Annotated in this window: 20 protein-coding genes; 10 read left to right on the forward strand and 10 right to left on the reverse strand. The window is 65.8% G+C overall.

What is annotated here, in order from left to right; genetic code table 11:
- Positions 1 to 114: 114 nt before the first annotated feature.
- The 6 genes from EWE75_RS18550 to EWE75_RS18575 form a co-directional block, all read right to left on the reverse strand.
- A complete protein-coding gene (locus EWE75_RS18550) occupies positions 115 to 678 on the reverse strand; it encodes a Uma2 family endonuclease (protein WP_130159596.1) in 564 nt (187 codons plus the stop codon).
- Positions 679 to 710: 32 nt separating this feature from the next.
- Positions 711 to 1,373 (reverse strand): class I SAM-dependent methyltransferase, encoded by a 663-nt coding sequence (locus EWE75_RS18555; RefSeq protein ID WP_130159597.1) that lies wholly within the window; start codon positions 1,371 to 1,373, stop codon positions 711 to 713.
- Positions 1,373 to 2,599: a BtaA family protein gene (locus EWE75_RS18560; RefSeq protein WP_130159598.1), complete on the reverse strand. Its 1,227-nt coding sequence runs from the start codon at positions 2,597 to 2,599 to the stop codon at positions 1,373 to 1,375. Before EWE75_RS18560 ends, EWE75_RS18555 begins: the two co-directional genes overlap by 1 nt.
- A gap of 268 nt (positions 2,600 to 2,867) precedes the next feature.
- On the reverse strand, positions 2,868 to 3,431 hold the full coding sequence (locus EWE75_RS18565) for a fasciclin domain-containing protein (RefSeq protein ID WP_130159599.1): 564 nt from the start codon (positions 3,429 to 3,431) through the stop codon (positions 2,868 to 2,870).
- A 78-nt stretch (positions 3,432 to 3,509) separates the two neighbouring features.
- On the reverse strand, positions 3,510 to 4,226 hold the full coding sequence (locus EWE75_RS18570; protein ID WP_130159600.1) for an anti-sigma factor: 717 nt from the start codon (positions 4,224 to 4,226) through the stop codon (positions 3,510 to 3,512).
- Positions 4,223 to 4,807, reverse strand: coding sequence for a sigma-70 family RNA polymerase sigma factor (locus EWE75_RS18575; RefSeq protein ID WP_130159601.1), 585 nt, complete (start codon positions 4,805 to 4,807; stop codon positions 4,223 to 4,225). The genes EWE75_RS18570 and EWE75_RS18575 overlap by 4 nt, the downstream gene beginning before the upstream one ends.
- A gap of 109 nt (positions 4,808 to 4,916) precedes the next feature.
- Between EWE75_RS18575 and EWE75_RS18580 the strand changes: the two genes are divergently transcribed.
- The 4 genes from EWE75_RS18580 to EWE75_RS18595 all read left to right on the forward strand — a co-directional run bounded on the left by EWE75_RS18580 (position 4,917) and on the right by EWE75_RS18595 (position 8,568).
- The gene (locus EWE75_RS18580; protein WP_130159602.1) at positions 4,917 to 5,366 is read left to right on the forward strand and encodes an RpiB/LacA/LacB family sugar-phosphate isomerase; all 450 of its coding nucleotides are present in this window, start codon (positions 4,917 to 4,919) and stop codon (positions 5,364 to 5,366) included.
- Complete coding sequence (glyA, locus tag EWE75_RS18585) at positions 5,363 to 6,685, forward strand: serine hydroxymethyltransferase (protein ID WP_130159603.1); 1,323 nt, start codon at positions 5,363 to 5,365, stop codon at positions 6,683 to 6,685. The genes EWE75_RS18580 and glyA overlap by 4 nt, the downstream gene beginning before the upstream one ends.
- A 119-nt stretch (positions 6,686 to 6,804) precedes the next feature.
- On the forward strand, positions 6,805 to 7,266 hold the full coding sequence (nrdR, locus tag EWE75_RS18590) for a transcriptional regulator NrdR (RefSeq protein ID WP_130159604.1): 462 nt from the start codon (positions 6,805 to 6,807) through the stop codon (positions 7,264 to 7,266).
- A 141-nt stretch (positions 7,267 to 7,407) separates the two neighbouring features.
- A complete protein-coding gene (locus EWE75_RS18595; protein WP_130159605.1) occupies positions 7,408 to 8,568 on the forward strand; it encodes a TrmH family RNA methyltransferase in 1,161 nt (386 codons plus the stop codon).
- A gap of 92 nt (positions 8,569 to 8,660) precedes the next feature.
- Here the strand turns inward: EWE75_RS18595 and EWE75_RS18600 are convergent, their stop codons facing one another.
- Entirely contained in the window at positions 8,661 to 9,602 is a 942-nt protein-coding gene (locus tag EWE75_RS18600; RefSeq protein ID WP_427915797.1) for a phosphatase PAP2 family protein, read from the reverse strand.
- A 165-nt stretch (positions 9,603 to 9,767) separates the two neighbouring features.
- On the reverse strand, positions 9,768 to 10,175 hold the full coding sequence (locus EWE75_RS18605) for an EVE domain-containing protein (protein WP_130159606.1): 408 nt from the start codon (positions 10,173 to 10,175) through the stop codon (positions 9,768 to 9,770).
- A 155-nt stretch (positions 10,176 to 10,330) separates the two neighbouring features.
- On the opposite strand from EWE75_RS18605, the gene EWE75_RS18610 reads away from it, so the two are divergent.
- Together EWE75_RS18610 and EWE75_RS18615 are read left to right on the forward strand one after the other, a co-directional pair.
- A complete protein-coding gene (locus EWE75_RS18610) occupies positions 10,331 to 10,711 on the forward strand; it encodes a hypothetical protein (protein ID WP_130159607.1) in 381 nt (126 codons plus the stop codon).
- Positions 10,712 to 10,807: 96 nt separating this feature from the next.
- On the forward strand, positions 10,808 to 11,074 hold the full coding sequence (locus EWE75_RS18615) for a DUF3297 family protein (protein WP_130159608.1): 267 nt from the start codon (positions 10,808 to 10,810) through the stop codon (positions 11,072 to 11,074).
- Between the two features lie 214 nt (positions 11,075 to 11,288).
- Here the strand turns inward: EWE75_RS18615 and EWE75_RS18620 are convergent, their stop codons facing one another.
- Both EWE75_RS18620 and EWE75_RS18625 read right to left on the reverse strand, forming a co-directional pair.
- On the reverse strand, positions 11,289 to 12,089 hold the full coding sequence (locus EWE75_RS18620) for a LytR/AlgR family response regulator transcription factor (RefSeq protein WP_130159609.1): 801 nt from the start codon (positions 12,087 to 12,089) through the stop codon (positions 11,289 to 11,291).
- Entirely contained in the window at positions 12,086 to 13,192 is a 1,107-nt protein-coding gene (locus EWE75_RS18625) for a sensor histidine kinase (protein ID WP_130159610.1), read from the reverse strand. Before EWE75_RS18625 ends, EWE75_RS18620 begins: the two co-directional genes overlap by 4 nt.
- 345 nt (positions 13,193 to 13,537) lie before the next feature.
- Between EWE75_RS18625 and EWE75_RS18630 the strand changes: the two genes are divergently transcribed.
- From EWE75_RS18630 to EWE75_RS18645, 4 genes are all read left to right on the forward strand, one after another.
- Positions 13,538 to 14,737, forward strand: a complete 1,200-nt coding sequence (locus tag EWE75_RS18630; RefSeq protein ID WP_130159611.1) for a toxic anion resistance protein — start codon at positions 13,538 to 13,540, stop codon at positions 14,735 to 14,737.
- A 1-nt stretch (position 14,738) separates the two neighbouring features.
- Positions 14,739 to 15,437, forward strand: a complete 699-nt coding sequence (locus EWE75_RS18635) for an HAD family hydrolase (protein ID WP_130159612.1) — start codon at positions 14,739 to 14,741, stop codon at positions 15,435 to 15,437.
- 73 nt (positions 15,438 to 15,510) lie between these two features.
- Positions 15,511 to 16,734: a GGDEF domain-containing protein gene (locus EWE75_RS18640; RefSeq protein WP_130159613.1), complete on the forward strand. Its 1,224-nt coding sequence runs from the start codon at positions 15,511 to 15,513 to the stop codon at positions 16,732 to 16,734.
- Between the two features lie 504 nt (positions 16,735 to 17,238).
- On the forward strand, positions 17,239 to 17,467 hold a 229-nt coding region (locus tag EWE75_RS18645), incomplete at its 3' end, for a helix-turn-helix domain-containing protein (RefSeq protein WP_165388444.1).

Genomic DNA, 17,467 nt, shown 5'->3' on the forward strand with positions numbered 1-17,467 from the left:
TCAGGGGAATCACGATGGGAAAAGGCTGCATTCTCTGGGCATTGGGCGTGCCGCTGCCCGTTATTTTGGTGCTGTACCTGATCTTCCATCACTGATTGGCGCGGTGACGGACGATCAATCGATCGTGATCGTCCGGTCCGTACCCGGCACCGCCAATGGCGCGCCGAAGCGCACCGTACTGATCGAAGCATATTCGCCGTCCAGCGGTTCCGCGAAGACATGAACGACTGAGCGACCGCCGTCGACCACCCAATATTCGGCAATCCCCGCCGATGCATATTTCGCGCGCTTCATCCCCATGTCGCGCGCGATTGTCGTCTCGGCAATTTCGACGACCAGCGCGATGTCCTCGACGCCAAGCATCCGGTTCTCACGGACAGGCGCGTGAAGCACGGCAACATCGCATCCCAACACCGTGGAATCGTCCAAAACGACACCGATCTCGACGCGGACCCGATCCTCCCCAAGCACCGTCATCAGCCGAAACGTCGCACGCCCCTGTCGGTCGGAATGTGCGTTCATCGGGGGATTCATTCGCTCAAGCTCCCCATCGACCAGTTCGACCTTCATATCGTCAAAGGCGCCCGCCTCGACCATCTGGAGAAATTCAGCGGTGGTGAAACGCGCCTTGACGCTAGGCACGGCGCTGGGGGCTGCGATGCGGCTTAGCGAGTTCATAGCGTTGAGCTTACCACATTTGTCGCCTGCCGTTAAGCCGCCCGGCTCAACCGCGCGGACCAAGCGTATCCATTGCGGAGCGATGCGAAGCTCGCGGTCAGCCCGGTGTCGCGGGCGATTCCGCAGGCCGCACCCTTCAGCTCCGCGCGCGGCGTCACGTCGAACTGCGCGAGCCAAGCGAACAGCACCGCCTTGAACGCCCCCGGCAAGCGCTCCTGCTGGCCGAAATCGACGATGTCGAGCCGCCCGCCGGGTGCAAGCTTGCCCGCGCCCTCGCGCAACGCGCCCTTCCAGTCGGGGATCATCGACAGTGTATAGCTCTGGAAGATGCGGTCGAACGCTGCCACCCCGAACAGCACCACGCTGTCGAACGCCGTGGCATCGCCCTGCGCCAGCGTGATGCGGTCGGCGAGGCCAGCCTTGGCGACATTGGCGCGCGCCGTCTCCAGCATCGCCTCGGAAATATCGATGCCGTAGTATCGAGCATCCGGCCAGCGCTTCGCCGCCGCGATCAGGTTGCGTCCGGTGCCGCAGCCGATCTCCAGCACGCTCCCGCCCGCCGGCGGCGCGAGATCGCGGATCAGCGCGTCGCGGCCGAGCAGGTAATATTTGCGGGTGAGATCGTAGAAATGGCGCTGCGTCTTGTAGATCGCATCCATGTGTCCGGCATGGCCGGCGCCGCCCACCGCCGCCATTATTTCAGGACGTACAGATGGACGCCGCCATAAATCGAGGAGCGGTCGCGCTTGGTGTAATCGAGCGACTCCTCGGCGCGGTAATCCCATTTCGACAGGATATCGTCCGGCACGCGGCCCGGCAGGATCGTCTCGATCCCGGCGGTGCGGAACAGCACGCGCGCGCCCGGCTTGGCGGTGCGGGTGATCTCACCCCACAGCTCGGTGAGTTGCTGGTCGGTCATCCAGTCCTGCGCGTCGAGCAGGATGTAGCGATCGAGCGAACCCTCGCTTTGGCTGCGCAGATAGTCGGTGAAGTTGGTATGCCGCACCTCGATCCGGCTGACCCGATCGACGATCTCCTCGTAATGCGCCTTCTGGAGATACGGCGGCAGCGGCGCATTGGGGTCTTCGCTATAGCCGCGGTTGAACGCCTGCCATGCGAAATAATTGTCCTTGAGGTCGAAGTCGCAGGCGAGCTTCTCGAGCCGCTCGCGCAGCACCACCGCCATCTTCTCGTCGCCGGCCAGCGCCTCATATTGCGCGGGCGGAATGCCGAGGCCGAACAGCGAGGCGGGCTGGTCGGTCAGCCACTTGATGAAGCCCTTGTCGAACACCGGCGCGAACTCGCGGTCGAAGATTTCGCGCTGCTCCTCGATCGTCTTGGCCTTGAGCAGCACCTTGGGGTTCACCCCGTTCATCCGCGCGATCAGATGCGCCGCGCCGATGAAATTGCCGAGCAGCCCGCGCTTGTAAACGCCCTTGGCGAACCCGCCGATCCGCCGCCGGCCGACCATGTCGCGGCCTTCCCAATAGCGCTTGCTCGTCTCATCGAGGAACGGGCGGACATAGGTGCGATAGGCGAGGATGTTGGCGCGACTGTTAGCGCGCGCGAAGAAACGGTGGAAGGTCTGGTAATCGGGCAGGTGCCGCGCCGCGACCAGCTTCAATTTGTTGAGCGCGATATGCGCGGTGTTGAGATCGACCGCAGTGATCGCACGCGGGTTCGCGGTCAGATACGACAGCACGTTGCAGCCGCCCGAGGCGATCGTCACGACATGGCTGTCCGGCGTGATCGCCAGCGCTTCCATGTCGACCGCCGGGTCTTCCCAGATCTGCGCGTACACGAGCCCACGGAACGCAAAGGTGAAGGCGCGTTCGAGAATGCCCTGTTTGGACAGGTGATCATGGCGGTGAACCGCCGCACGCACGGCGCGGTTCTTGGGGGGGCGGACAGCGGTGGCCATTACAATCTCCTGCGGGCCGGGCGGGTGACGCGCGGCGCTCGCCTACGACAATGCGATGACGCTTCCATGACGTGTCCGCGACCAAATGAAAAGAACCTGTCGGCAGAGAGTTCCGCCGACAGGTCCGGTACGCACTCCCAGGCGGCAGCGGAGGAGCATCGCCGCCCGGGTACACACCTTTCGCCCCGGGGGAGGGAAAGGCCCACAATGTACGAAGCACATCGCCGCGCGGATGCAGCCCGCGCGGAAATTCATTCCGCCACCGCGATCAGGGCATCAGCACCGTGTCGATCACATGGATCACGCCGTTCGACTGGAACACGTCGGCGATGGTGATCCGGGCGGTATCGCCCTTGGCGTCCATCACCACCCAGCCCCGGCCCATCTTCTTGAAGCTGAGCGTGCCGCCCTGCACCGTCGCATAGGTCGCGGTGCCCATGTTCGTCTCGGCCTTGGCGGCGATGTCGGCGGCGGAAATCCGGCCCGGCACGACATGATAGGTGAGGATGCCGGTCAGCATCGCCTTGTTCTCGGGCTTCACCAGCGTGTCGACGGTGCCGGCCGGCAGCTTGGCGAAGGCGGCGTTGGTCGGCGCGAACACGGTGAACGGGCCGGGTCCGCTGAGCGTCTCGACGAGGCCGGCGGCCTTGACGGCGGCGACCAGCGTGGTGTGATCCTTCGAATGGACCGCATTCTCGACGATGGTCTTGGTCGGGTACATCGCGGCGCCACCCACCATCGGGTTGGACTTGGCGAACGCCGGCGCGGCGACGCCGGTCGCGCTGCCGAGGACGAGGGCGGCGGCAAGGCCGGCGCGGAAGATCGGGGTCATGGGAGTGCTCTCCTGTTTCGCGCCGGGGTTGGGCGCGTGGGGAGGTACGGGCGACTGGCGAGAAGGACGCACCCGCCCTCAAACCGCCGTCAGATCACCCTTCAGCACGATCGGGCCAGTCGGCGCGCCGGTCGGCGAGCCGCCTTCGGGCTCGATCGTCACCGCCAGCGTCGCCCCCGCCGCCAATTGGCGGCGAATCGCTGGCGCCGGCGTCACACGGGTCGCGCCGCCGGGCGTGAGCAGGCCGAGCGAATGCGGGGTCTTGTCCGCGCCGATCACCCAGAGTTCGGCGCTGCGCCGGGCGGCGGGCGCCTCGGCTGTGGTCAGCCGCAGCACGCCGCGCGCGGGATCGTACACGGCGGCGATGGCAGCACCCTTGGCGGTCGGTGCGATCGAGGCGACGAGCAGCGGTTGCGTTGCCACCACGCTCGGCGCTGGCACCGGCAGCGGCGCTTGCGGCGGACGCGCGACGACGAACACCAGCAGCCCCACCGCCGCGACGCTCATCAGCCCCGCCACCGCCGGCCAGATCCCGCGCGACGGCGGCACAACACCATGCAGCGCGTCGATCGAACGTTCGATTCGCTCGAACACGCCGTCGGGCGCGGCGGCTTCGGGCCACACCGCGAACAACTGGCCGAAATATTCGCGCCACGTCTCGACGCTTTGCGCAAAGCCAGGCTCGGCGAGCACCCGGCGCAGCGCGACCGCACGCTCCTCCCCCTCCAGCACCCCGAGCGCGAGTTCGGCGGCGGTGACGTCGGGCAGGTCGTCAGGCGTGCGGATGTCGGTCATGCCTCGAGACACTCCCGCAAGCGGGCCAGCCCGCGTCGCACCCAGCTCTTCATCGTGCCGAGCGGTACGCTCAGCCGCTCGGCGAGTTCGGCATAGGTCACGCCCTGGAAGAAGGCGGTGCGGATCGACTCGCGCTGGTTGCCGTCCAGCTCCTCAAGGCAGCGATGCAGGCTGTGCGCCTCCTCGTCGGCGATCAGCGCATCGCTCGCCAGCGGCGCGGCGTCGACCAGTTCGGGCGCCTCCTCGATCGGCGCTGACCGACGTGTTCCGTTCGCGCGCCGCCAGTCGATCGCACGGTTGCGCGCGATCGTCGCCAGCCAGGTGATCGGGCTGGCGCGCGACGGCTCATACGCTCCCGCGCGCTTCCACACCGTCAGATACACGTCATGCAACACATCCGCCGCCGCCTCCCGTTCCCCGCAGATACGCAGGCAGATGCCGAAAAGCTTCGCGTTGGTGCGAATGTATAAGTCGCGGAACGCCGCGCGGTCCTCGTCGCCGGTGCGGACCAGGATTTCGACGAGTTCCGCGCGCGCCACAGCATCGCGGCCGATGATCGGTGCGGCGGGCGTGTCCGTCATGCCACCGCTGTATGGTTTAACACGCGCGCCCGCAACAGCAGGTGTGGCATTCGCGTGACGGTTTGCGTAAGAGCCGCGCGTCTGCATCGCCTTGAGGACTCGCGCCGTCTTGCACATCGCTTTCGCTTCCGATCACGCTGCCGTCGATCTCAAGGCGGCGCTCGTCGCCTGGGCGCGCGCCGCCGGGCATGATGTCGTCGATCTCGGCCCGGAAACGACCGCGCGTGTCGATTACCCGGATTACGGCTACAAGCTCGCCGCGCATGTCGCTGCGGGCAAAGCCGATTTCGGCGTGGCGCTGTGCGGATCGGGCATCGGCATCTCGATCGCGGTCAACCGCAACCCGGCGTGCCGCTGCGCTCTGGTGTCCGATCCCTATGCCGCCGCGCTTGCGCGCGAGCATAACGATGCCAATGTCATCGCGATGGGCGCCCGGCTGACCGGCCCCGACATGGCGCAGGCCTGTCTCGAATCCTTCCTCGCCACCGCCTTCGCCGGCGGTCGCCATCAACCCCGCGTCGACAAGCTCGGCGCCCCTTCCGAAAGGGAAAGCGCATGAGCACCCAGACCCTCGAATCGCCCTCGCTGAACGCAGTCCAGCCCGACGGCTTCTTCACGCGCGGCCTCGCCGACGCCGATCCCGCTGTGTTCGCCGGCGTCGCCCATGAACTCAAGCGCGAGCAGGATCAGATCGAGCTGATCGCCTCCGAGAACATCGTCTCCAAGGCGGTGCTGGAAGCGCAAGGATCGGTGTTCACCAACAAATATGCCGAGGGCTATCCCGGCAAGCGCTATTATCAGGGCTGCCACCCTTCCGACGAGGTCGAGCAGCTCGCGATCGACCGCGCCAAGCAGCTCTTCGGCTGCGGCTTCGCCAACGTCCAGCCGCATTCGGGCGCGCAGGCCAATGGCGCGGTGATGCTCGCTTTGGTCAAGCCGGGCGAGACGGTGATGGGCCTCAGCCTCGACGCCGGCGGCCACCTGACGCACGGCGCGCGCGCCGCGATGTCGGGAAAATGGTTCAATGCGGTGCAATATGGCGTCGATCCGGTCACGCACCTGATCGATTACGAACAGGTCGCCGAGATCGCCCGCGCCAACAGCCCCAAGCTCATCATCGCCGGCGGTTCGGCCTATCCGCGCGAGATCGATTTCGCGAAGTTCCGCGCGATTGCCGATGAGGTCGGCGCGTATTTCATAGTCGACATGGCGCATTTCGCCGGCCTCGTCGCCGCCGGCCTGCACCCCTCGCCGCTGCCCCACGCGCATGTCGTGACGACCACCACGCACAAGACGCTGCGCGGCCCGCGCGGCGGCATGGTGCTGACCAACGACGAAGCCATCGCCAAGAAGATCAACTCGGCGGTGTTCCCCGGCCTTCAGGGCGGCCCGCTGATGCACGTCATCGCCGCCAAGGCGGTCGCGTTCGGCGAGGCGCTTCGCCCTGAGTTCAAGACCTACGCCGCCGCCGTGATCGAGAACGCCAAGGTGCTCGCCGCCACGCTCAAGGAACGCGGCGCGGAAGTCGTCTCGGGCGGCACCGACACGCACCTCGCGCTGATCGATCTCACGCCGCTCGGCGTCACCGGCAAGGACGCCGACGAGGCGCTCGAACGCGCCGGCATCACCTGCAACAAGAACGGCATCCCCAACGATCCGCTGCCGCCGACCAAGACCAGCGGCATCCGCGTCGGCTCGCCCGCCGGCACGACCCGCGGCTTCGGCGTCGCCGAGTTCCGCGAGATCGGCAACATGGTCGCCGACGTGCTCGACGGTCTCCGCAATAACGGCGAACAGGGCGACGCGCAGGTCGAGGCCAACGTGCGGACGCGCGTCGCGGCGCTCTGCGCGCGCTTCCCGATCTACGCGAACCTTTGATGCGCTCACGCGCATGCGGTGCCGGCCCACTCCCCCACCCGGCCGCCCATCCAGAATACCCTGAGTGGGCGGCCGGGTGGGGGAGCGGGCCGGCACCGCTCTTCCAAAAGGAAGCCTAAATGCGCTGCCCCTTCTGCGGCCATGAAGACAGTCAGGTAAAGGACAGCCGCCCCACCGAAGACGGGGCGGCAATCCGCCGCCGCCGCCAGTGCGAGGGCTGCGCGGCGCGTTTCACCACGTTCGAACGCATCCAGCTCCGCGAACTGGTGGTGCTGAAAAGCGAGGACCGCCGCGAACCCTTCGACCGCGAGAAACTGCTCCGCTCACTGCTGATCGCCGCCCGCAAACGCCCGATCGAGCCGCTGCGGCTGGAGAAACTCGTCTCGGGCATCCAGCGCCAGTTGGAAACGCAGGGCGAAACCGAAGTGCAATCGCAGCGCATCGGCGAAATGGTGATGGACGGCCTCAAGGGTATGGACTCGGTCGCCTACATCCGCTTCGCCAGCGTCTATAAGGACTTCCGCGAGGCGAAGGATTTCGAGGAATTCGCCGGCAATGTGAGCGCGGTGGCGAAGGGGTGATGGGGTGATGGCGCGGTAACTCCGTACCCCCAACCGTTCGTGTCGAGCGAAGTCGAGACACCTTCGCTCGGGACGAGCGGAAGGTGCCCGCGCTCGCTATCGAGCTTGTCGAAATAGCGTATCGAGGGATAGAGCCGCGCGATGAGCTTCTGGGTCTACATCCTCCGCTGCGCCGACGGCACCTATTATACCGGCCACACCGACGATCTCGAACGCCGCATCGGTCAGCACATGACGGGCGAGATTCAGGGGTATACCCAGTCGCGTCTCCCGGTCGCGTTGATGTGGTCGCAGGATTTCCCGTCGCGCATCGAAGCGCTTGAGGCTGAACAGCGGATCAAACCCTGGGCTCGCGCGAAGAAGGAAGCGCTGATCGCGTCGGACTGGGCTGCGCTCAGCGTGGCGGCGATGCCACCCTCGGAACGCGACGAGCGTCAGCACTCTGTCCCTCGACTTCGCTCGGGACGAACGGAGGTTGAGGACGAACCATCTTCCCTCAAGGTTGCGGAGACCCCTTCCCCCCCCGTTCCTGCCGAGCGAAGTCGAGGCACCGATCCCGACACCCACCAGCCGCCCCCACCCCCCGTCATCGTCCTGGTCCGCCCGCAGCTCGGCGAGAACATCGGCAAGGCCGCGCGCGCGATGCTCAATTTCGGGCTTACCGAGATGCGCCTCGTCGCCCCGCGCGATGGCTGGCCCAACCCGTCGGCTGGCCCCGCCGCCTCGGGCGCGGACAGCGTGCTTGAACAGGCGCAGGTGTTCGAGACGCTCGCCGAGGCGATCGCCGATTGCCCCAACGTCTATGCCACCACGGTGCGCAAGCGCGGCGTCACCAAGCCGGTCGTGACCCCGGAGGTCGCCGCACGCAAAGTCCACGCCGGGCCGGGCCGCAGCGCGATCCTGTTCGGGCCGGAACGTTCGGGGCTGGAGACCGACGACGTCGCGGTCGCGCGCGAGATCATCACCGTGCCGATCAACCCCGAGTTCGGCTCGCTCAATCTCGCGCAAGCGGTGATCCTCGTCGCCTATGAATGGTCCAAGGGAGTCGCGCTCGCGCAGCCGCCCGAAGTCGATCTGCCCGAACCGGCCCCCCAGGAAGACCTCGACGGCATGATCGCGCAGCTCGACGACATGCTCGTCGGCGCCAATTTCTTCTATCCGCCCGACCGCACCGTCGCGACGCGGCGGACGCTGCGCACTCTGCTCACCAAACCAGGCTGGTCGAGCCAGGAAGTCCGCACCTTGCGCGGCGTGCTGTCAGCGCTCGCCGGGGCAAAACGGAAGAAGGAACCCCGCAGCTAACCTCCCGTTCGTCCCGAGCGAAGTCGAGGGATGGTCCCAAGCGCTGGCGCCTCGACTGCGCTCGGCACGAACGGAAGCGATGAAGTCGGCCCTCAAACCCGGCTCGGCTGGAACTCCGGCGCCCCGACCCGCCCGCGCCCGCGTTCCGCCGAGACGAACCCCACCACCGCTATCGCCACCAGCGCGACCAGCATGCCGAGGATCATGTCGGAGAGGTAATGCGTGCCCTCGATCGGCGTCGATAGCAGCATCGCCGCGTTGATCGCCACCACCGCCCAGCGCAGTGGCCGGATTTGCCACCCCGCCGCGATGAACAGGAACGCCGACGCGGTATGGAAGCTCGGCGCCGAGACGAGGCCACGCAACTGGCCCAGATCGATTACGGTGTCGCCGCCCGCGCGCAGCACCGGGATCAGCCCCTGCTGCCACGTCTCGCTCTCGGGCAGGTACGGCATCGGCCCATGCCACAGATAGGACAGCGGGCCGACCGCCGGCATCATCGGATACAGCACCAGCGCGATGATCGCCGCCAACCAGAAGGTCGCGAAGAAGCGATAGGCATCCTCGTTACGCCCCTCCCATGCGAACCAGCCCAGGATCACCGCCGGGGTCAGATAGATGCTGCGATAGGCGGCGGTGCCGAGCAGTTGCAGGCTGCGATGCGCGGCGACCATATCGTACATCCCGATCCAGTCGAACCCGAGCAGCCGGTCGGCATGCTGGAGCGCGGCATCGCTGAACCCGTGCGACATCGCCGCGAGCGGATATGATGCGACCGCACCCATCAACACCATCGCGGTCAGCACCGCATAGAAGGTGCCGGTCCGCGCCGCGATCACCAGCATCGGCGTCGGCCACCGTCGCGCCGCGACGCGCAGCGCCGCTGCCGTCACCGCCACGCCGACGAAGGGCAGGTTGCTCGGGCTCCACGGATTGATGCTCAGCCCGGCATGATGCAACAGCGCCACCAGCACGACGAAGGACAACAAAAGGCCCGAGGCGATCCATTTGGGCGCAGAGGACAGGGTCAACACGGTGAATCCGAAACTCCGGGGCTGCCGATCGGCACGAGAGGCGTGTCGATCGAGTCACACACGCTATAGCGCGTTACACATAAATGACAGCCCTGTGCGCCGCCGTGGCTATCGCCGCCCTGAACTGCGCATGACAGAAGTGTCATCCAAGCCACACCGATGCGCTCACCCGTCGAACGCGCCCAGCGCCAGCACCACCGCCCATTCCGCTTCACCGACCGGGCTGACCGACAGCCGCGACTGGCGCAGCATCTCGAGCCCCGCCAGCGTCGGCTCGGCCCGGATCGCCGCCAGCGTGACCGGCCTGGGCATCGCCGCGACGGGCGCGACCGCGACCGACACCCAGCGCGGCACATCGCCGTCCTGCTGCGCCGTCCGCACGATCTCCATCACGCCGACCACCGCCTTCTCCTTGCCCGAATGGTAGAAGAACGCGCGGTCGCCGACCGCCATCGCCTTCAGGTGCAGCGCTGCCGCCGGGTTGCGCACCCCGGTCCATTCGGTCGTGCCCTCGGCAACCAGATCAGCCCAGGCATAGCTTTCCGGTTCCGACTTCATCAGCCAATATGCCATCATCCCCCCCTTCGTCACGATGCCGCGTATAAACCACAGCTTAACGCACCATTCCGAGCGTGTTCAGACCGACTCGGCTAGTCAAGTGCAACAAGCTGGTCCACCGAAGCGTTATATCGGCAATGCGGACGGGCTTTGATACGAGGAGGTTGGAGATGAACGCGTTTTTGAAAAAGGCCGGTCTTGGTGTCGCCCTGGCCGCGACGGCGTTGACGGCGGCGGTTCCGGCTGAGGCGCAGTGGCGCGGCGGCTATCGCGGTGGGTATCACGGCGGGTATCATCGTGGCGGTGACGCGACCGGCGCAGCGCTGCTTGGCGGCATCGTCGGTCTCGGCGTCGGTGCGGCGATCGCCAGCAGCAACCGTGGCTATGATCGTGGCTACTACCGTGGCGGCGGCTATTACGACGGTCCGCGCGGCTATTACGCTGCCCCGCCCGCGTATTATTACGACGAATATCGCGGCCCGCGCTGCTACAGTTCGTGGCGCTGGGACCCCTATTACGGGGAAAACGTCCGGGTCCGCGTCTGCAACTGATCCGACCGGCACGGAACGCAAGACGGCGCGGGCTTCCCCCCGCGCCGTTTTCGCATCTGGCCTTCCCGCATCTTTTCCGCCAAGAAGCGCGCCATCATGACCGACACACCCCCCGATCGCCTTTCATCCAACCCGCGCAGCCCGTTCTTTGACGAGGCCAAGCTCTCGCGCGGGATCGGCATCCGCTTCAAGGGCAAGGAGCGCACCGACGTTGAGGAATATTGCCGCTCCGAAGGCTGGATTCGCGTCGCGCTCGGCAAGAAGGTCGACCGCAACGGCCAGCCGCTGACGCTCAAGCTGTCCGGCGAAGTCGAGTCGTGGTTCGAGCGCCCGGCCGAGGGCGAAGAAGAGACGGAAGCCTAATCGTCGCCCCGGCGTAGGCCGGGGCCGCTGGGTTCGGGGCAACCGGCTCGCCAAATTACGTGACGGCCCCGGCCTACGCCGGGGCGACCACCCCAAACCGTTCGTGTCGAGCGAAGTCGAGACACCTGCGCCCGGCTAGTCCCTCGACTTCGCTCGGGACGAACGGGGAGTGAAAGAAGCCGATCAAGCCTCTCTCACCTCCCCCAACCTCACCTCAATGCACGAACCGCGCGACCACGTCGCGGTAGCTGCGGCTCACCTTCACCTGCGCGCCGCTTCCCAGCACCAAGAAGCATTCGCCATTGGTGTGCGGCTTCACCTCCTTGACCAGATCGAGGTTGACGATCGTCGAGCGATGCACGCGCTGGAACCGGCGCGGGTCGAGCCTTTTCTCCAGATCCTTCATCGTCTCGCGCAGGATCAGCGTGTTGTCGCCGGTGTAGATGCACATGTAATCGCCCGCCGCGTCGATCCGCTCGATCGTATCGACATCCACGCGGAAGATCTGGCCGCGATCCTTGATGTTGATGAGCTTTTCGAAACGGTTCGCCGAAACCTGCTCGTCGCTGCCGCCAAGCTCGTCGACCGATTCGGGCGCGACCTCGGCGAGCACTTCGCGCAACCGGTCAACCTCCTCGACGCCGCGCTTCTCGGCGAGCCGCTGGCGCACGCGGTCGAGCGTGTCGGCAAGCCGCGCCTCGTCGACCGGCTTCATCAGATAATCGGTCGCCTGCGCCTCGAACGCCTTCAGCGCGTGGTCCGAATAGGCGGTCACGAACACGAACAGCGGCGGTTCGACCTCCATCAGCCCCTGCACGACCGAGAAGCCGTCGAAGCCGGGCATCTGGATGTCGAGGAAGACAAGGTCGGGTTTGTGAGTCTTGATCGCGCGGATCGCCTCGCGGCCATTGGCGCATTTCTCGATGATCTCGACATCGTCATGCGCTTGCAGTCTCAGCTCGAGACCCTGGATCGCCAGGGGTTCGTCATCGACCAGGATGGTACGGATCGTCATGCGGCCTCTCTCTTCGGTTCCTCTAACTGGAACGGTATTTCAATCTCGACCCCATATCCGCCCCCTGGGATCGAACGCGTTTCGAAACGGTGGTCAGACCCGAAAGTCTGCGCCAGCCGCTCCCTGATGTTGGCGAGCCCCACGCCTGTCGATGCGCTTGCCCGCGCTTTCGTTTCATACAAGCCCGGCCCGGTATCGGATACGGCGATCTGCACCCGATCCCCGCTCAACCGCGCGGTGACGTTGATTTCGGCCCCCTCTTCCTTGGGTGTCACCGCGTATTTGATCGCATTTTCGACGAGCGGCTGGAGCAGCAGCGACGGCAACCGCGCCTGCGACACGCGCGGATCGATCTCGAAGCTTGGGCGCAGGCGGTCCTCGAAACGCATCTTCTCGATTTCGAGATAGAGCTTCAGAGTTTCAACCTCCTGCTGGAGCGTGACATTCGCGGTCGGCTCGTTGGCGAGCGTGTAGCGCAGGAACGACGACAGCCGGCTCAGCATCGCGTTGGCGCGCTCGGTCTGCTTGAGCAGCACCAGCGTCGAGATCGAGTTTAACGTGTTGAACAGGAAGTGCGGGTTGAGTTGATAGCGCAGCATCGCGAGCTGCGCCGAGCTGGCGGTGTTCTCCAGCGCCGCCATCTGGTCCATCTGCGCTTCGACGATCAGGTAGAAATTGATCCCGAAATACAGCGCCGACCAGCCGGCAAGCACGGTGAAGTTGAGGAAGATCGTCCCCAGCACCAGCCCGAGGTTCAGCCCCGGATCGGCCAGTTTGATGAACGAGAACGAAAACGCGTCGAGCACCGAATACAGCACCGTCGCCACTGCGAGCGTGACGATCGTCAGCAGGATCGCGGCGAGCTGCCGCTGGTTCCGGTAATAATGGTAGAGCGTCGAGAGCAGCAGCGTGATGCAATAGCCGACGATCGATTCGACAATCACCGGCACCACGCCCGAAATGTCCTGCCCGTTCGACACGCTGGAAACGCTGCGCAACAGCAGATAGCCCGACCACCCCGCCGCCTGCAGCCGCCAGAACGCGCGCCCCTTGTCCTCGAAAAACGGCCGCGAGAAGATCGCGGGAAGGGAAAACAGCGCCATGCGGCCCACCCTAGCCCGGCTGGAAGGAGAGCGCAAAGTCACCACATCGTCGCCGGCGCAGGCCGGGGCCGCCGCGTAACTTGGCGAGCCGAGTGCCGCAAACCCAACGGCCCCGGCCTGCGCCGGGGGCGACGATTTCTTTGACCTGCTCCCCGTTCCTTGAACGGTTCCCCCGCGAAAGCGGGGGTCCAGAGCAACGAGCGCGGCGTTCGCGGCTCTGGACCCCCGCTTTCGCGGGGGAACGGGACGCGCTAAAGGCGAAGAACAGCCAGAGATTGCAAAACCTCGTGTGTTATTTACATATAACAGCTTGAGACGGGCGAACACCCGCAAAGGAAAGAGACGATGGCCGATACCGACACGACCGAGCAGAGCCTGGTGCTGACCCCGCCCGATCCGGTGCCCGTCGTCGCCCCCGCCAAGGCCGCCGGCCTGGTCCCGGTCGACGACAAGGTCCGCACCCAGCTTCAGGCCAAGGTGTCGGGCTTCGTCGATGAGCTCGTCGCGCAGGACGTCAACTCGCCCGAATTCGGCAAACGCGTCGATGCGATCGCGGCGATGGGGCAGAAGGAAATCCGTGACGCCGCCGGCCAGTCGAACCGCTTCCTCGACAGGCCCGTCAAGGCGATGGACGGCGAAGGCAGCGTCGGCGCCGACCTCACCGAGCTGCGCCGCACGATCGAAAAGCTCGATCCCGCCGCCAACAGCAGCCTGCTGTCGGGGCGCGGTGGCCTCGTCAGCAAGATCTTCGGCGGTGGCATCACCAGCTATTTCGACAAATACCGCTCCTCGCAGACGCACATCAACGCGATCCTCAAGACGCTCGCGCGTGGCAAGGACGAGTTGCTGATGGACAATGCCGCGATCGATACCGAGCGCGCCAATCTGTGGGCGGCGATGGGCCGGCTCGAACAGATGATCGTGCTGTCGAAGGAAATGGACAGCCGCCTAGAAGACAAGGCCAACGAACTCGACCATAGCGACCCGGCCAAGGCCAAGGCGATCCGCGAGACCGCGCTTTTCTATGTCCGCCAACGCACGCAGGATCTGCTGACGCAAATGGCAGTGACGGTGCAGGGCTATCTCGCGCTCGATCTCGTCAAGAAGAACAACGTCGAGCTGGTGAAGGGCGTCGATCGCGCCTCGACCACCACCGTCTCCGCTTTGCGCACCGCCGTCACCGTCGCGCAGGCGCTCGCCAATCAGCGGTTGGTGCTCGACCAGATCACCGCGCTCAACACCACCACCGCCAACATCATCGATGCGACCGGCAAGCTGCTCAAGAGCCAGACCGCGACGATCCACGAACAGGCCGCCGCATCGACCATCCCCGTCGAGACGCTCCAGCGCGCGTTCCAGAACATCTACGACACGATGGACGCGATCGACACGTTCAAGCTGAAGGCGCTCGATTCGATGAAGACCACGGTCAACACGCTGTCGAACGAGGTCGAGAAATCGAAGGGCTATATCGCCCGCGCCGAGGGTGCCGCGCAAAACACCCTCGCCGGCCCCAACAGCGCGTTCAAGCTGGAGGCGGTGTGACATGACCGACGTCGATCGCCAGCTCGCGCGCACCAGCGAATTGCTCGACCGCACGCGCGAGCGCAGCGTGGCGCAACGCCGCCGCGCGCGTGGGGGCACCAGCCTCGCCAAGCGCGCCGCGCTGATCGCGAGCGCCGATCTGGCGATCGTGGTGGCGACGATCGTCGTCGGCTGGATCATGCCGATCGGCATGGGCGGCGCGCTGCTCGTCGCCGCGCTGCTCGTCGCGGTGACGCTGATCCTCGCCTTCGCCCGCCTCGACACGCCCGTAGCGGCGGAGAAACTCGCCGAAGTCCCGCTCAAAGCACTGCCCGCCCGCACCGAGCAATGGCTCGAAACGCAGCGCCCGGCCTTGCCCGCCCCCGCACAGACTTTGCTCGACGGTATCGGCACCCGGCTCGACACGCTCGCGCCCCAGCTTGCCACCCTCGACGAGCAGCAGCCCGCCGCGTTCGAGGTGCGCAAACTGCTCGGCGAGCAACTCCCCGAACTGATCCGTGGCTATGCCCGCGTTCCCGAGCCGCTGCGCGCACAGGCGCGCAACGGCAAGTCGCCCGACGCGCAGCTCGCCGACAGCCTCCGCCTGATCGACGCCGAGATCCGCGAGATGACCGAACAGCTCGCGCAAGGCGATCTCGACGCGCTCGCCACGCGCGGCCGCTTCCTCGAAATCAAATACCGCGACGAGGGCACGGCCTAGCGCCAGCAGGCGCGCGTTAACCATTTTTTCGAGGGGATCACCCTATAGTGACCGAAGGGGGAGCCTTTCGGTCATGGACGGCGCGGTTTACGCACTTATCGTCAACGCCTGCGTGGCGCTGCTGTTCGCAGTGGCGTTCGCAATCATACGCTTTTCGTACCAGCAGCAGCGCGCGGTCGAATGGTTCTGCGCGGCTTATGCGCTCGGCACCCTGACGCCGCTCAGCGAGCTCGGCGTCCGCTATTCCGACTGGAGCGAGGTGTTCGTCGCGACCAGCTATGGGTGCGTCCTGCTCTCCACGCTGGCGACGCCGCTCGGACTGGCGGCGATGTCCGGGCGCGCCGTGCCGTGGCGCGCGGCCGCGCTCATCCTCGTCGGTGGCGCGGTGCTGCGCGCGGCGATCTGGGGCGGCCATCGCAACGACCTGTTGTATGAATTCGCGTTTCAATTGCCGTTCGTCGCGGCCTCCGCACTGTCGACTTTGGTCGCGATCCGCACCGTCCGCCAGCACGCCAGCCGGTTGTGGACGGCTGAGGCGATCCTGTTCGGGGCGATGACCGTCTATTTTGCGACCAAGCCGATTTTCGCCAGCACCTTCGGCTCGGGCGCGACCGCCAAAGACTATGTCAGCAGCAGCTATGCGCTGTTCTCGCAGGCGACCGGCGGAGTGCTCATCATCACCGCAGGACTGCTGATGATGCTCATCGCGGTCGAACAGGCGATGAGCCGGACCATCCTCGAATCGGAGACCGACCCGCTCACCGGCGTCGCCAACCGCCGTGGCTTCGAGCGTGCCGCCGCGCGGATGATCGCCCATGCCGGTCAGTCGCGTGAACCGCTCGCGCTGGCGATGTTCGATCTCGATCATTTCAAACGCGTCAACGATTGCTACGGCCACGCCGCCGGCGATGCCGTGATCCGCGCCTTCGCCAATCTGCTGGTGGCGGTGGCGCCGCGCTCGGCAACCGTCGCCCGGCTCGGCGGGGAGGAGTTCGTGGTGCTGCTCGATCGCACCACGCTGAAGGGCGCGTGGCACGTCGCCCAGGCGATCCGCAACGCCTTGCCCGGCATCGCACCGCTGCCCGCCGTCACCACCAGCGGCGGCATCGCCGAGCTGAAACCGGGCGATACGCTGGAAACGCTGCTCGATCGCGCCGACCAGCGCGCGTATGAAGCCAAATTCACGGGGCGGGATCGCATCGTACCCGTGCCACCCGATGTCGCAGGCGCCCCGTTGCGTCTGGTTCCGACCGAAAAGCCGCCCCGGAAAACCCGTAAGGCGACGACGACGCGCTGAGGCGGAGCAGCGCAGGGGCAAGAGAATCGTCGAAACACCGCAGCATTACAAGTCTTGTTTCGCGGAATAATCTGATTCAAAAGTGAGTCGTGCCCAAGCCTGGGCACGCCGTCTTAACAAGCGAAAGGAGGTGATCCGATGTCTCATGGTTCAGCAATGGGGTCGGTTCAGTTCGTTCGGGGGACGCACCGCTAAGCTTCGCGGGAAGCGACGGGGAGTATCATCTCCCGGCCAACGTCGCGCTTCCGATGAAGACTTCGCGGTTCGCATGGTCTCCCAAGCTGGAGCTTCCGGCCGCTGACCATGTCAGGAGGTTGCCGGGTGCCGAAAGGCCCCGGCAGCCTCTTTTCATTTTTGGGCGCCTTTCCCTGCCGCTTCCCAACCGTTCAGGCTGATCCGTCACCCCAACGCAAGCTGGGGACTCTCGCGGTCCGGGCGCGCCTTCCCCCGGAAGACCCCTTAGACTCACATTTGAAGTGCACCACCTGCTAAGGTTATGGTGCGATGGGAAAATGTTACAGGCAGCTCAACCTGAATGAGCGAATCGAGATATACCGGCTTCATGAAGCCGGTATATCTCGCCGGAAAATCGGCGAGGCGATCGGACGACATCATACGACGGTCGGTCGAGAGTTAAGGCGCAACAGCAAGCCGACCAAGGCGTGGCCGAAGGGAGGGTATAGCGCGGTTCGCGCCCAGGAGCGCACCGACCTGCGAAGACGGCGGCATCGCC

Source organism: Sphingomonas populi, from assembly GCF_004208535.1.
Lineage (GTDB): Bacteria > Pseudomonadota > Alphaproteobacteria > Sphingomonadales > Sphingomonadaceae > Sphingomonas > Sphingomonas populi.